Origin of the sequence: Thauera linaloolentis 47Lol = DSM 12138, from assembly GCF_000310205.1 — a bacterium.
Classification (GTDB): Bacteria; Pseudomonadota; Gammaproteobacteria; order Burkholderiales; family Rhodocyclaceae; genus Thauera; species Thauera linaloolentis.
This window is the reverse complement of record NZ_AMXE01000087.1, coordinates 1-14,194: the sequence shown is the minus strand read 5'-3', so window position 1 is coordinate 14,194 and position 14,194 is coordinate 1. Positions and strand designations below refer to the sequence as shown.

At 68.4% G+C, this 14,194-nt stretch carries 16 protein-coding genes; 1 reads left to right on the top strand and 15 read right to left on the bottom strand.

Going from position 1 to position 14,194, the window contains the following annotated elements:
• The 4 genes from C666_RS16235 to C666_RS16220 all read right to left on the bottom strand — a co-directional run.
• The coding region (locus C666_RS16235; protein WP_004343525.1) for a multifunctional CCA addition/repair protein at nt 1-1,128 on the bottom strand (1,128 nt) is incomplete at its 3' end.
• Entirely contained in the window at nt 1,128-1,772 is a 645-nt protein-coding gene (locus C666_RS16230; RefSeq protein ID WP_004343524.1) for a glutathione S-transferase family protein, read from the bottom strand. The genes C666_RS16235 and C666_RS16230, both read right to left, overlap by 1 nt.
• Nucleotides 1,773-1,796: 24 nt before the next feature.
• Nucleotides 1,797-2,753 (bottom strand): complex I NDUFA9 subunit family protein, encoded by a 957-nt coding sequence (locus C666_RS16225; RefSeq protein WP_004343523.1) that lies wholly within the window; start codon nt 2,751-2,753, stop codon nt 1,797-1,799.
• A gap of 41 nt (nt 2,754-2,794) precedes the next feature.
• Complete coding sequence (locus C666_RS16220) at nt 2,795-4,735, bottom strand: lytic transglycosylase domain-containing protein (protein WP_028792324.1); 1,941 nt, start codon at nt 4,733-4,735, stop codon at nt 2,795-2,797.
• 40 nt (nt 4,736-4,775) lie between these two features.
• Here C666_RS16220 and C666_RS16215 point away from each other — a divergent pair, with 40 nt between their 5' ends.
• Complete coding sequence (locus C666_RS16215; protein ID WP_004343521.1) at nt 4,776-5,369, top strand: 5-formyltetrahydrofolate cyclo-ligase; 594 nt, start codon at nt 4,776-4,778, stop codon at nt 5,367-5,369.
• 27 nt (nt 5,370-5,396) lie between these two features.
• On the opposite strand, the gene ilvA is transcribed toward C666_RS16215, so the two are convergent.
• The 11 genes from ilvA to C666_RS16160 all read right to left on the bottom strand — a co-directional run.
• Nucleotides 5,397-6,917, bottom strand: a complete 1,521-nt coding sequence (ilvA, locus tag C666_RS16210) for a threonine ammonia-lyase, biosynthetic (RefSeq protein ID WP_004343520.1) — start codon at nt 6,915-6,917, stop codon at nt 5,397-5,399.
• Nucleotides 6,918-7,046: 129 nt separating this feature from the next.
• Nucleotides 7,047-7,988 (bottom strand): HPr(Ser) kinase/phosphatase, encoded by a 942-nt coding sequence (gene hprK / locus C666_RS16205; protein ID WP_004343519.1) that lies wholly within the window; start codon nt 7,986-7,988, stop codon nt 7,047-7,049.
• Nucleotides 7,957-8,442 (bottom strand): PTS IIA-like nitrogen regulatory protein PtsN, encoded by a 486-nt coding sequence (gene ptsN, locus C666_RS16200; protein ID WP_004343518.1) that lies wholly within the window; start codon nt 8,440-8,442, stop codon nt 7,957-7,959. Before ptsN ends, hprK begins: the two co-directional genes overlap by 32 nt.
• A gap of 136 nt (nt 8,443-8,578) precedes the next feature.
• The gene (gene hpf, locus C666_RS16195) at nt 8,579-8,905 is read right to left on the bottom strand and encodes a ribosome hibernation-promoting factor, HPF/YfiA family (protein WP_004343516.1); all 327 of its coding nucleotides are present in this window, start codon (nt 8,903-8,905) and stop codon (nt 8,579-8,581) included.
• A gap of 17 nt (nt 8,906-8,922) precedes the next feature.
• Nucleotides 8,923-10,383: an RNA polymerase factor sigma-54 gene (locus C666_RS16190; protein ID WP_004343515.1), complete on the bottom strand. Its 1,461-nt coding sequence runs from the start codon at nt 10,381-10,383 to the stop codon at nt 8,923-8,925.
• A gap of 6 nt (nt 10,384-10,389) precedes the next feature.
• Complete coding sequence (gene lptB, locus C666_RS16185) at nt 10,390-11,112, bottom strand: LPS export ABC transporter ATP-binding protein (RefSeq protein WP_004343512.1); 723 nt, start codon at nt 11,110-11,112, stop codon at nt 10,390-10,392.
• Nucleotides 11,099-11,548, bottom strand: coding sequence for a recombination regulator RecX (gene recX / locus C666_RS16180; RefSeq protein ID WP_004343510.1), 450 nt, complete (start codon nt 11,546-11,548; stop codon nt 11,099-11,101). Before recX ends, lptB begins: the two co-directional genes overlap by 14 nt.
• A gap of 19 nt (nt 11,549-11,567) precedes the next feature.
• A complete protein-coding gene (recA, locus tag C666_RS16175) occupies nt 11,568-12,602 on the bottom strand; it encodes a recombinase RecA (RefSeq protein ID WP_004343507.1) in 1,035 nt (344 codons plus the stop codon).
• A gap of 111 nt (nt 12,603-12,713) precedes the next feature.
• On the bottom strand, nt 12,714-13,211 hold the full coding sequence (locus tag C666_RS16170) for a CinA family protein (RefSeq protein ID WP_004343505.1): 498 nt from the start codon (nt 13,209-13,211) through the stop codon (nt 12,714-12,716).
• 32 nt (nt 13,212-13,243) lie between these two features.
• Nucleotides 13,244-13,726, bottom strand: coding sequence for a phosphatidylglycerophosphatase A family protein (locus tag C666_RS16165; protein WP_004343503.1), 483 nt, complete (start codon nt 13,724-13,726; stop codon nt 13,244-13,246).
• 39 nt (nt 13,727-13,765) lie between these two features.
• On the bottom strand, nt 13,766-14,194 hold a 429-nt coding region (locus tag C666_RS16160), incomplete at its 5' end, for a thiamine-phosphate kinase (RefSeq protein WP_004343501.1).

Genomic DNA, 14,194 nt, shown 5'->3' with positions numbered 1-14,194 from the left:
GATCGCGCCGGCATCGATGCCGCGCACCGCGTCCAGCGCGCCGAGCCATGATGCGCGCGGCGCCCAGTCGGGGCGCGGCCCGCCGCCGCGGCCGTGATAGTCGCAGGCCGCGGCGTCGAGGGCAAGGGTGAAGCGCTCGGGCCGCCGCAGCGCATCGCAGCGCTCCATCACCTTCACCATGGTCTCGGGCCGCAATACCGCCGCCTGGCCGAAGATGCCGTGTTCGCGCGCCACCATCTCGGCGAGGTCGCGGCATTCCGACGGCGCCTTCAGCCGCGTCGACACTTCCCGCGCGCGCCGGGCGCTGGCCTGTTCGTGGCCGTAGTGGTGCGGCAGGATGTCGGCCGGGGTGTCGCCCTTGCCCAGATCGTGCATCAGACAGGCCCAGCGTACTGCCAGGGGTTGGCGCGTCGCGGCGGCATGGTCGATCACCATCATCACGTGCTCGCCGGTGTCGATCTCCGGGTGGTGCTTGGCCGGCTGGGGCACGCCGAACAGCCTGTCCACCTCGGGCAGGATGTGGGCCAGGGCGCCGCACTCGCGCAGCGCGCGGATCATCCGCGAGGGCCGTTCCTCCATCAGGCCGCGGGCGAATTCCTGCCAGACACGCTCGGCGACGAGGTGGTCGACCTCGCCCGCCGCCACCATGCTGCGCATCAGCGCGAGCGTCTCCGGGGCGGTGCCGAAGTCCGTGAAGCGCGCGGCGAAGCGCGCCACGCGCAGGATGCGCAACGGGTCCTCGGCGAAGGCCGGGGAAACGTGGCGGAACACGCGCGCCTCGAGGTCCCCGACGCCGCCGTATGGGTCGATCAGGCGGCCGTCCTCGTCGCGCGCGATCGCGTTGATCGTAAGGTCGCGGCGCAGCAGGTCTTCTTCGAGCGTGACCTCGGGCGAGGCGTGGCAGACGAAGCCGGCATAGCCCTTGCCCGACTTGCGTTCGGTGCGGGCGAGGGCGTACTCCTCCTGCGTCTGCGGATGCAGGAAGACCGGAAAATCCTTGCCCACGGGGCGGAATCCCCGCGCCAGCATGTCCTCGGGGCTGCTGCCGACCACGACCCAGTCGCGGTCCTTGACCGGCAGCCCGAGCAGGGCGTCGCGCACCGCGCCGCCCACCACATAGCATCGCATCAGTCGTACAGGTCTTCGGATGCGATCGATTCGGTCTCGGCGCGTGCCGCGGCTGCCCAGTCCTGCATGTGCGGATTGGCGAGCATCGCTGCCAGGTAGTCGCCGGCGGCGCCTTCCGGCTGCACGCCATAGGTCTGGAAGCGGAAGCAGACCGGTGCGTAGGCGGCATCGGCGAGCGTGAAATGGCCGAACAGGTAGGGGCCGCCGTGGCCGAAACGTGCGCGGCAGTCGTTCCAGATGGCGGAGATGCGCGCGATGTCGGCGTCGACTTCCGGCGTGTGTCCGAAGCCGCGATAGTCCTTGCGGATGTTCATCGGCATCTTGCTGCGCAAGGCCTGGAAGCCCGAGTGCATTTCCGCCGTGACCGCACGGGCGGTGGCGCGCGCGACCGGGTCGGCGGGCAGCAGGGCGGGCTGTTTCTCGGCGAGGTATTCGCCGATGGCCAGCGAATCCCATACCAGCACGCCGTGGTCGTTGAGGCAGGGCACCTTGCCCGAGGGCGAGTGCGAGAGGATGCGCTCGCGGCTGCCGGGAATGAACAGCGGAATGTCGATCTCGCCGAAGCTGAAGCCGCCTTCGCGTGCCGCGAGCCAGGCGCGCAGGGACCAGGACGAATAATTCTTGTTGCCGATGATGAGCTTCATGGCCGACTCCGTGTGGGTGGGGGATTAGCGGCGCGCGTGGCGACGGAAGGGATAGTAGTGGGCGCGGACGGTTGCATCGCCGAGCCAGCGCGGCACGACGGCTTCGATGGCGGTCGGCTGCAGGCCGAAAGGCAGCGGTTCGCCGTCGGTGACGTTGTCGACGCGCATCGAACGGATGTTGTCGCGGCTCATCAGCGGCTGGGGCGCAAGCTCCAGCAGGCCTGCCTGGATCATGCCCAGGCTTTCCGGCAACCCGATCACCGGGCGCGGCTTGCCGACCTGCGCGGAGGCGTATTCGACGAGCTGGCGCAGGGTGTAGACCTTGGGACCGGCGACGTCGAAGGTCTGGCCCGCAGCCGAGGGGGTGCTCAGGCTGCGCCAGACGGTCTCGGCCACATCCTCCACGTAGACCGGCTGGAAGCGGGTGCCGGCGCCCGCCAGGGGCAGGACGGGGAAAGCGGAGGCGAGACAGGCGAACATGTTGAGGAAGTTGTCGTCGCGGCCGAAGATGACCGACGGGCGCAGGATGACCCAGTCGAGGTCGGCGCCCGTGCTGCGGATCGCGGCCTCGCCCGCGGCCTTGGAGCGCTGGTAGCCGGACGGGCCGTCGGTGCTGGCGCCGAGCGCGCTGATGTGCACCAGGCGCCGGATGCCGGTGTTGCGGCAGGCGGCGACGATCTTCTTCGGCAGCTCGACGTGTGCGCGGGCGAAGTCCGGGCCGTAGGGGTCGCCGCTACGCGAGTGCAGGATGCCGACGAGGTTGACCACCGCGTCCGCGCCGGCGAACAGGCGTTCCAGCGTGGCCGGGTCATGCACGTCGGCTTCGACGACGTCCATCGTGGGCAGCAGCAGGATGTGCCCGGCACGGCTGCGGCGGCGGGTGGGGGCAAGGACCTGAACGCCCGCTTCGGCGAGGCGGTTGGCGACGGCGCGGCCGACGAAGCCGGTGCCGCCGATGAGAACGACGCGTTTGATGTGCATGGTGAGGGCTCGCTGTTGTTGCTTGATCGGTAAGAAGGTCGTCATTCGCTGGCCGGGCGCGGGCCGATCACGCCCAGCTTCGTCTTCAGCGACTGGGGCTGGCGTTCGAGCATCGCGCCGTAGATGATCGCATTGGCCATCACCTTCTTGACGTAGTCGCGCGTCTCGTCGAAGGGGATGGTCTCGGTGTAGATGGCGCCTTCGAGCGGCTTGTCGTCGCGCCAGCGGCGGGCGCGTCCGGGGCCGGCGTTGTAGCCGGCGCTGGCCAGCACCGGGTGGTTGTCGAGGCCGTCGAGGATCAGGCGCATGTAGCTGGTGCCGAGCAGCACGTTGGTGCCGGGGTCGGACAGCAGGCCGTGATGGTAGCCGCGCAGGCCGATCTTGCCCGCCACCCACTTGCCGGTCGCCGGCATCACCTGCATCAGGCCCTGGGCGCCGGCGCTGGAGCGGGCCGGGACGACGAAGCGGCTTTCCTGGCGCATCAGGCCGTACACCCAGCTCAGGTCGAGCCCCTGCCTGTGCACCTGCGGCTCGATCAGGTCGCGGTAGGGGGTCAGGAAGCGCAGCGCGTAATTCGCGCGCGGATTGGAAAGTTCGGCGGTGTTGATGGCGCGATCGTAGATCTCGTTGCGCAGTGCGATGTGGGCGGCGGCGAGGCGGAACTGTTCGTCGCGCTCGCGCAGGGCCCAGATCCACTCGCGCACCGCCTCCGTGCGCATGTCCAGCCGGTACAGCGCCAGCGCCCGGCGCAGGCCGGGGTCGTTTTCCGCCTCGTCGAGCCTGGCGGCCGGCAGCAGGCCGTTGGCCGCCGGGGGGGTGAAGGGCCGGCCGAGTTCCTCGCCGGCGAGGATGCCGTAGAAGTGCGGCTCGGCAGCGATATGGGTGAACAGCGCCTCGGCGTCGCCGGCGCGGCCGGCGGCAGCATGTGCCCGCCCGAGCCAGTAGGTCCATTCGGGCTGCTGACGTTCGGACTCCGGCATGGCCTCGATGGCCGTGCGGACGGCGGCCCAGTCTCCGGCCCGCAGCGTGGCGCGCACGCGCCAGGCGCGCTGCAGCGGCGTCAGCTCGGCATTGCCCAGCGCGCGGTAGAAGGCCATCGCCTCGGGCATCTGGTCGATGGCGGCATGCATGGCGATGACGGCCTGGATGTGGCCGCGCTCCTCGCTGCCGAGGCGGTCCTGCAGCTGCAGCAGGCGGGCATGGGCGAGGCGGGCGTCCTGCCAGGCGATGCGCGTCAGCGCGGCGAGCACGAGCTCCCGGCCGCTGCGGGTGACGGCGAAATTGGCCGGCAGACGGTCGAGCCAGGCGGAGGAAGAGCGCAAGGCCTGTTCGGCATCGGCGGGGGCCGGCGCGACTTCGGCGGGCAGCCAGCTCCAGCTCAGGCGCGCGTCGTCGGGCTTGCGCGTGTCCGCTTGGCGGCGTGCGCGCTGCCAGAGCGCGTCCTCGTCGACCTTGCCCGAGGCGTAGGCGGCACGCAGCACGGTGTCGCACGCGGCTGGCGCATTGTCCAGAGTGCGCCAGTCCGCCGCCACCTCGTCGAGTGCGCTGCCGTCGCCGGTCATGAGGCGGGCCGTCCAGGCCGTGCAGCGCAGTTCGCGGTCGGGGTTGCGCAGGCCGGGGTAGAGCGCGGCGAAGCGCGCCCAGTCGCCGTCGGTCGCCAGCCGGCGCAGCCAGTCGGCGCGCAGGCGTTCGGCCAGCACGTTGCCGGCCTCTTCGTCGAGGAAGGCTTGCAGCCGATGTGCGGGAGGCGTGTCGGGGCGCGCCAGGACGTTGGCGAGCTGCCAGTAGCGGACGTAGGCGTCCAGCGTGTGCGGGCTGCGCTCGAGAGCGAGCCGTTCCAGCGTATCGCGGTCGCCCTTGCGCAGCGCCTCGCGAGCGGCGACGATGCGTCCATCGCCGAAGTCCGGCGGGACCTGGGCGGAAGCTACATCCGACAGCAACATTCCGGCCGCAAGCAGCGCGGTCACCAAGCCCATTCTCATACTTTTCCTGCTCTCCATTGCAAGCAACCATACCACAGTGATGAAGCCTGTTTCCGGCCCCGAGGACGACATCGAGAAACGCCGCGGGCACCTGCGTCAGCAGGCGCTCGAGGCCCGCCAGGCCTTGAGCGCGGCGCACAGAGAGGACCTCGAACGGCAGTTGGTGTTCCACCTCGACGGCGTGATCGGCGGGCTGGCCCCGCGCACGCTGGGCTTCTGCTGGCCCTACCGCGCGGAACCCGATCTGCGGGCGTGGGTGCAGGCCTGGCTGGGCGAGGACGAGACGCGCGTCGCGGCCTTGCCGGTCGTCGTCGAGAAGCGGGCCGCCATGCATTTCCGGCGCTGGACGCCGGGGGCCGAGATGGTGCCCGACCGCTATGGCATCCCGCATCCGGTCGAGCCGTTGGAGGTGAGGCCGGAGGTCGTGCTGATCCCCCTGAACGCCTTCGACGCGGCGGGCTACCGCCTGGGGTATGGGGGGGGGTATTTCGACCGCACGCTGGCGCAGATGGACACCATCGCCATCGGCGTCGGTTTCGAGCTGGGGCGCGTGCCGAGCGCCCTGCCGCAGGCGCACGACCGGCCGATGGACTGGATCGTCACCGAGGCCGGCGCGGCGCGCGCCGTCCGCTGAGTCCCGCCCGCGGCGGGCGGGACGGACTCAGGCGGCGAGGAACAGGCGGTAGGCGGGGTTGCCGGTTTCGGCCACGTATTCGTAGCCGAGCCGCTGCAGGAAGTCCTCGAAGGCTGCCGTGTCCTCGGGCGGCACCTGCATGCCGACCAGCACGCGGCCGTAGTCCGAGCCGTGGTTGCGGTAGTGGAACAGCGAGATGTTCCAGTCCGAGCGCAGGTTGGTGAGGAAATTCATCAGTGCGCCCGGGCGCTCGGGGAAGACGAAGCGGTACACGACCTCGTTCTTCGCCTGCGGCGAGCGCCCGCCGACCATGTAGCGGGCGTGCGTCTTGGCCAGTTCGTCGTCGGTCAGATCGATGGCCGGCAGTTCGTGGCGTTCGAGCATTTCCACCAGGCGGCCGGCTTCGTTGCGGTTGTGCACGGTGACGCCGACGAAGATGTGGGCCTGCTCGGCGTCAGCGTAGCGGTAGTTGAACTCGGTGATGTTGCGGTTGCCCAGCACGCTGATGAATTTGCGGAAGGAGCCGGGCTTTTCGGGGATCGTCACCGCCAGCACGGCTTCGCGCTGTTCGCCGAGTTCGGCACGCTCGGCCACGAAGCGCAGGCGGTCGAAGTTCATGTTGGCGCCCGAGGCCACGGCCACCAGGCTCTTGTCGCGCAGCTTGTGGCGCTTGGCGTATTCCTTGGCTCCGGCGATCGCGAGCGCGCCGGCGGGTTCGAGGATGGAGCGCGTATCCTCGAAGACGTCCTTGATCGCCGCGCAGATGGCGTCGTTGTCGACGAGGATCATCTCGTCCACGTACTGCTGGCACAGGCGGAAGGTTTCTGCGCCCACTTCCTTCACCGCCGCGCCGTCGGCGAAGAGCCCGACTTGGTCGAGGGCGATGCGCCGGCCGGCCGCGAGCGACTGCGTCATCGCGTCGGCACCCACCGCCTCGACGCCGATGATCTTCGTTTCCGGGCGCAGGCGCTTGATGTAGGCCGCGATGCCGGAGATCAGCCCGCCGCCGCCCACGCAACAGAACACCGCATGGATGGGTTTCGGGTGCGCGCGCAGGATCTCCATGCCGATCGTGCCCTGGCCGGCGATGACGTCGGGGTCGTCGAAGGGGTGGACGAAGGTGAGCTTCTCGTTCTTTTCCAGTTCCAGCGCATGGGCGTAGGCGTCCGAGTAGGACTCGCCGGCGAGCACGACCTCGCCGCCGCGGCTCTTGACCGCGTCGATCTTGATCTGGGGCGTGGTGTTGGGCATCACGATCACCGCGCGCACGCCGAGCCTGGCGGCCGACAGCGCGACACCCTGGGCGTGGTTGCCGGCCGATGCGCAGATCACGCCGCGCTTCATGGCCTGCGGCGACAGCCGCGCCATCTTGTTGTAGGCGCCGCGGATCTTGAAGCTGAACACCGGCTGCATGTCTTCGCGCTTCAGAAGGATGCGGTTATGCACGCGCGCCGACAGGTTGGTGGCGAGGTCGAGCGGCGTCTCGATGGCGACGTCGTAGACGTTGGCGTTGAGGATGCGCTCGAGGTAATCCGTGGGGGGGCTCATCAAAGGCTCGCGGGGCAGCAAAGTCTTCGAGGGTAGCAGCCGATGCGGCGCTGCGGCAATAGCGCGGTCGCCGTGTCGCCGATTCAGGCGTGGCGGTTCAGGCGGCGGCCTTCGCGGCTAGCGGGAGGGTCAGGCCGCGCCGTCGCTGTCGCCCATCGCCCGCATCTGGCGGTCGATGAATTCCTGCATCGCGTCGATGCCGCGCAACTGCAGGATGGTCGAACGCACGGCCGCCTCGAGCAGCACGGCGAGGTTGCGGCCCGCCGCGACGGGCAGCACGACGCGCGCGACCTTGACGCCGAGGATGTCCTTGACCTCCTGCTGCACGGGCAGCCGGCTCGGGTCGCCGTCGCCGGGCTGGCGGCGTTCGAGGTGGCACACCAGGCGCAGGCGCATTTTCCGGCGGCAGGCGGTTTCGCCGAAGATCGTGCGGATGTTCAGGATGCCGAGGCCGCGGACCTCGATGAAATCCTGCAGCATGGGCGGGCAGCGGCCTTCGAGCACGGTCGGCGCGATGCGCGAGAATTCGACGACGTCGTCCGCGACCAGGCCGTGCCCGCGCGAGATCAGTTCGAGGGCGAGTTCGGATTTTCCCGCGCCCGAGTCCCCGGTGATCAGCACCCCCACGCCGAGCACATCCATGAACACGCCGTGCAGCGAGATCTTCTCGGCCAGTTCGCGCGACAGGTAGAGCCGCAACTGGTCGATGACGCTGGCCGCCGGCTGGGGGGTCGTGAACAGCGCGACGTCGTGCGCCTCGCACACGCCATGGATGATGTTCGATACCGCGCAGCCGTCGGCGACGATGATCGCGGGTGGCTGGCAGGACAGGATTCCGTTGAGGTGATGGACGACCTTGTCGGTCGTCTGGCGCTGGGCCCAGGCCAGTTCGGCGGCGCCGATGACCTGCAGCCGGGTGGGGTGGATCAGGTTCAGGTGGCCGATCAGGTCCGCGGGCCAGATGTGTTCCTCGGCCACCGACAGCGTGGCGTCGAGCCGTCCGCTGACATGGCTGAGCTGGAGCAGCTCTCGTTCGGCCTCAAATAGCCGCGCGACGCTGGTCTGCCTCATCGGCGCCCCAGTTCACGAACATCTGGCGGATATGCGCGGGATCGGGCGCATTCAGCAAGGCTTCGCGGAACTCGCGGTCGCTGAACATCTGCGCCAGTTCCGACAAGAGTTGAAGATGGGTCTCGTTGGCCTGCTCCGGCACGAGCAGCACGAATAGCAGATTGACCGGCCGCCCGTCGGGTGAATCGAACTGTACCGGTGCGGCCAGCCGCAGAAAGGCGCCGGCAGCGTCCTTGAGCCCCTTGATGCGGCCATGCGGAATGGCGATGCCCTGGCCGAGACCGGTGGAGCCGAGCCGTTCGCGGGCGAACAGGCTGTCGAACACCAGGCTGCGGGCGATGCCTTGGTTGTTCTCGAAAAGCAGGCCGGCCTGTTCGAAAACACGCTTCTTGCTGCTCGCATCGAGATCGACCACCACATTGGAGAGTGGCAGGAGTTGAGATATCAGGCTCATTCGCTGTAGAGCTTTCGCAGCGCCGTAACCGTTGGCGCCACGCTGGGCGATGGGACGGACCGGGATGCGTTGAAGCCGCGTCTTGAAAACGCGCGCATTATAACCACACCCCGGGCGGAAAGCCGCAAGGAGGCGGTCAGGCTTCCGGAGGGGCCTGGTGCTTCAGGGCTTCGTGGTTGTGGTCCGCCTGCTTCTGCTTGTACTTCTGGACCTGGCGGTCGAGCTTGTCGGTCATCGCGTCGATGGCTGCATACAGGTCGGTATCCTCGCTCTCGACGAAGATGTCCTTGCCGCGCACGTGCAGCGTGACTTCGGCCTTCTGCTGCAGTTTTTCGACGGAAAGGATCACCGCCACGCTGGTGACGTTGTCGAAGTGGCGAATGACGCGGTCGAGCTTGGTGCTCACGTAGTCGCGAATGGCCGGAGTGACTTCGACGTGGCGCCCGGTGATATTGAGATTCATGGTAACTCCTGTTGTTGTCAGATCGATTTGCGCAAACTGACCGGCGGGATATTGAGTGATTCGCGGTATTTCGCGATGGTGCGACGTGCGACCACGATACCCTGCTGGCCCAAAACTTCTGCAATCCGGGCGTCGGACAGGGGCTTCTTCCTGTCCTCGGCATCTACCAACTGGCGAATCAGCGCACGGATCGCCGTTGAAGAAGCCGCTCCGCCGGTGTCGGTGGAAACGTGGCTGCCGAAGAAATACTTGAGTTCGAACACGCCGCGCGGCGTTGCCATGTACTTTTGCGTGGTGACGCGCGATACGGTGGATTCGTGCAGTTCGAGCTGGTCGGCGATCTCCCGGAGAGTGAGTGGCCGCATCGCCACATCTCCATGATCGAAGAACTGTCTTTGCTGGTCAACGATGGCCTGGGACACGCGCAGAATGGTGTCGAAGCGCTGCTGTACGTTCTTGATCAGCCAGCGCGCTTCCTGCAACTGGCCGGTGAGCCCGCCGCCCTGGCCGCGGTTCTGCTGCAGCAGGTTCGCATACAGGCGGTTCACGCGTAGGCGCGGCATCGCCTCCTGGTTCAGACTCACGCTCCAGCGTCCGCGCACCTTGCGCACGATGACGTCGGGCAGTACGTAGCGTGTCTCGGAGGCGGAATGGCGCAGGCCCGGGTGCGGGTCCAGGCTGCAGATCAGAGCATGCGCGGCGCGCAGGTCGTCGTCGTTGCAGCCGGTCAGCTTCTTCAGGCGGGCGAAGTTGCGTTCGGCGAGCAGTTCGAGGTGCGCATCCACGATCTCGAGCGCGAGCATCTGGATCGAGGTTTCGGGCATCGCGCGCAGCTGCAGCGACAGGCATTCCTGCGGCGTGCGCGCGCCGATGCCGGCGGGATCGAGGTTCTGCACATGGCGCAGCGCGATCGAGAGGTCGTCGATGTCGATCTCGAGTTCGGGCGGCAGCAGTTCGAGCAGTTCCTCGAGCGGCTGATGGAGGTAGCCGTCGTCGTCGAGCGCCTCGATGACGAAGCGCACCAGCGCGCGGTCGAGATCGTTCAGCGGCGACAGCGCCACCTGCTGGTCGAGGTGCTCGCGCAGCGACAGGTCCGCAGCCTGGAATTCCTGGAAGTCGACGTCTTCGTCGTCGTCGCGCTTGGCCTGTGCGCCCGTGCCGACGCTGGACCAGTCGATGCCTTCGTCGTCGCCTTCGCGCTCCGCCGCCTTGCCGATGTCGCCGTCGCCGCCGGCCTCGGCGTCCGTCTCGCGCTGCTGCTCCCGCTCGCGCTCGGCGGGGGAGCTGCTGGTCGCAAGCCCGGGCTGCGGGGGAGGCTCGTCGAACTCCTCGCGCTCGAGCATCGGGTTCTCGAGCAGAAAACGCTCGATCTCCTGGTTCAACTCGAGGGTCGACAGCTGCAGCAGTTTGATCGACTGCTGCAGCTGCGGCGTCAGCGTGAGGTGCTGCGAGAGTTTGAGCTGGAGACTGGGCTTCATGCTGGTCTAGAGACGGAAGTGCTCGCCGAGGTAGACCTGGCGTACTTTTTCGTTGGAGATGATCTCGTCCGGCTGGCCGCTCGCGAGCACGCGGCCTTCGCTGATGATATAGGCGCGGTCGCAGATGCCGAGCGTCTCGCGCACGTTGTGGTCGGTGATCAGGACTCCGATGCCACGTTCCTTGAGGAAGCGAATGATCTTCTGGATGTCGATCACCGCGATCGGGTCGACGCCGGCGAAGGGCTCGTCGAGCAGGATCAGGCGCGGGTCGGTGGCCAGCGCGCGCGCGATCTCGCAGCGGCGGCGCTCTCCGCCCGACAGCGATATCGCGGTGTTGTCGCGCAGGTGGCTGATGCTGAGTTCCTCCAGCAGTTCTTCCAGGCGCGCGTCGACCTGGCGCGTTTCCAGCCCCTGCAGCTCCAGCACCGCGCGGATGTTCTCCGCGACCGTGAGCTTGCGGAACACGCTCATTTCCTGCGGCAGGTAGGACAGGCCCAGCCGCGCCCGGGCGTGGATCGGCAGATGGGTCAGATCCTTGCCGTCGAGGCCGATCTGGCCGCCGTCGGCGCGCACCAGGCCGACGATCATGTAGAAGCAGGTGGTCTTGCCGGCGCCATTGGGGCCGAGCAGGCCGACGACCTCGCCCGAGCCGACTTCGAAGCCGACATCGTGCACCACGGTGCGCGCCTTGTAGCGTTTTTGCAGGGCAGCGACCTTAAGCAGACTCATCGTAGGGCTCTTTCAGCAGCTTGCGGATCAGGTCGGGCGCGAAGCCGCGGGTTTGCAGGAAACGCGCCTGCCGGGCCCATTCGCGGGCGTCGGCGGGCGGGGCCGGAAAGCGGCTGCGCAGCACGCTGCGCGCACGCTCCACCTCGGATTCTCCACATTCGCTGGCGATCGCTTCGTCGATCAGGTCACGGTCGAGGCCACGCCGCGCCATTTCGCTGCGCAGGCGGCCGGCGCCGAAGCGCGCCGACTTGCCGCGCACGAAGGCCTGGGCGAAGCGCGCGTCGGATTGCAGGCCCAGTTCGCCCATGCGCTCGATCACGGCCTCGACCTCTTCGGCGCTGCCGTGCGCCGCGAGCTTTTTCGCCAGCTCGGCGCGCGAGTGGTCGCGGCGCGCGAGGTGGCGGAGGGCGCGTTCGCGCAGGCTCGGCTCGGTCATGGCCGTGGGGAGTCCGGCGTCAGCCTTCGGCTGCGGCCGGGGCGGCGGCGCCCGGGGGCAGCTCGGGCAGGCTCACGGCGGCGCGGACCTTGTTTTCGATCTCGCGCGCCAGCGCGGGATTGTTGCGCAGGAATTCACGCGAGTTGTCCTTGCCCTGGCCGATCTTGTCGCCGTTGTAGGCATACCAGGCGCCGGACTTGTCGACGATCTTGTGCACCACGCCGAGATCGATGATCTCGCCCTCGCGCGAGATGCCCTCGCCGTACAGGATGTCGAAGTGCGCTTCCTTGAACGGCGGCGAGACCTTGTTCTTGACGACCTTGACGCGGGTCTCGGAGCCGACCACCTCATCGCCCTTCTTGATCGTGCCGGTGCGGCGGATGTCCATGCGCACCGAGGCGTAGAACTTGAGCGCGTTGCCGCCGGTGGTGGTTTCGGGGCTGCCGAACATGACGCCGATCTTCATGCGGATCTGGTTGATGAAGATGACCAGCGTGTTGGTGCGCTTGATGTTGGCGGTGAGCTTGCGTAGCGCCTGCGACATCAGGCGGGCCTGCAGGCCGGGGAGCTGGTCGCCCATCTCGCCCTCGATTTCGGCCTTGGGCGTGAGCGCGGCGACCGAGTCGATGACGACGATGTCGACGCCGCCCGAGCGCACCAGCATGTCGGCGATCTCGAGCGCCTGTTCGCCGGTATCCGGCTGGGAGATCAGCAGGTCCTCGATGTTGACGCCGAGCTTTTCGGCGTAGCCGACGTCGAGCGCGTGCTCGGCGTCGATGAAGGCGGCGGTGCCGCCCAGCTTCTGCATCTCGGCGATGACCTGCAGCGTCAGCGTGGTCTTGCCGGAGGATTCAGGGCCGTAGATCTCGACCACGCGGCCGCGCGGCAGGCCGCCGAGGCCGAGCGCGATGTCGAGGCCGAGCGAGCCGGTGGAGACGGTCTGGATGTCGCGTTCGACGTTGCCGTCGCCCATGCGCATGATCGAGCCCTTGCCGAACTGTTTTTCGATCTGCGAGAGCGCGGCGGCGAGCGCCTTGGCCTTGTTGTCGTCCATGAAAGTCTTTCCTGAGTGATTGGCGGATTATGGCACAGAGCTTGCTGTTATGCGTTCTGGCGGCTCCGGCCGCAATTAGTTTAAGACCTGAATATAAATACAGCAAACATGTCAGCCGCGGTCCGTGGCGGCGAGCCGGATAAGCTCGCGCAGCGCGTGGATGACGGTCTGGCGCCGCACTGCCGTCCGGTCGCCGGAAAAGCGGAGCGTGCAGGCGTGCACTGGGTCTCCCCGCCGCGCCCAGGCCAGGCACACCGTGCCGACCGGCTTGGCCGGCGTGCCGCCGCCCGGGCCGGCGATGCCTGACACCGCGACCGCGATGTCCGCCGCGCTGCGCGCGAGCGCGCCCTCGGCCATTTCGGCAACCGTCGCCTCGCTGACCGCGCCATGTGCTGCGAGCGTCGCCGTGGCGACGCCGAGCATGTCAGTCTTGGCCGCGTTGGAGTAGGTGACGAAACCGCGGTCGAACCATGCCGAACTGCCGCTGGTGGCGGTGACGGCTTCGGCGATCCAGCCGCCGGTGCAGGATTCGGCCGTGGCCAGCATCCAGCCGCGGGCCGCCAGGGCCGCGCCGGCCGTGGCCGAGAGTGCGCCCAATTCGGTGTCCATCGTGTCTCCAGGTGGTTGCGGGCCGGCGCCGCTCATACGCCGAACACATTGACCAGGATGGCCAGCACGAGCAGCGTGTAGCCTGCTGCAACGATGTCGTCGAACATCACGCCGAAGCCGCCCTTGAAGCTGCGGTCCGCCCAGCGCACCGGCGGCGGCTTGACGATGTCGAAGAAGCGGAACAGTGCGACGGCGACTGCCTGCCACATCAGCGTCGTGGGCGTGAACACCAGCACCAGCCAGGTCGCGACCATTTCGTCCCACACGATGCCGCCATGGTCGGGCACGCCGAGCGCCCGTCCGGTGCGCTCGGCGGCGAGCACGCCGGCGATGAACAGGCTGGCGAGCAGGGCGATGAAGACGAATTCCGACAACGGCGTGCGGATCAGCGGATACAGCGCCCAGGCCAGCAGCGTGCCGGCCGTGCCCGGCGCCCAGGGCGACAGGCCGGCGCCGAAGCCGAGCGAGACGAAGTGGGCGGGATGACTCATCAGCAGGCGTGGTGTGGGGCGCATCGGAGTGGTCCTGGGGGGCGGGAGAGGGGGAAGGGCCGTTCAGGCGAAATGATCGTAGCCGGCGGCGTCCAGCGCCAGGCGCCGGCCGTCCGTGGCAAGCAGCAGGCATTCGCCCGCCTGCGCGGTGATGTGGCCGATGCGGTGCAGGGGCTGTCCGAGGCGATGCGACAACGCATCCAGTCCGGCCCGTGCGTCGGCCCGGGCCGTGAACAACAGTTCGTAGTCGTCGCCGCCCGACAGCAGGAAGGAGAGCGCCCTGTCGTCGGGCGCGCCCGTTGCGCGCAGCGCCGCGAGCGGCAGCGCGCCGGCATTGATGACGGCGCCGACGCCGGATCGGGCCAGGATGTGGGACAGGTCGCCGAGCAGGCCGTCGGAAACGTCGAGCATCGCGCTGGCGAGGCCGCGCAGCGCCTGGCCCAGCGCCAGGCGCGGCTGCGGCCGCTGCAGCGCGGCGACGCAGTGGCGCCG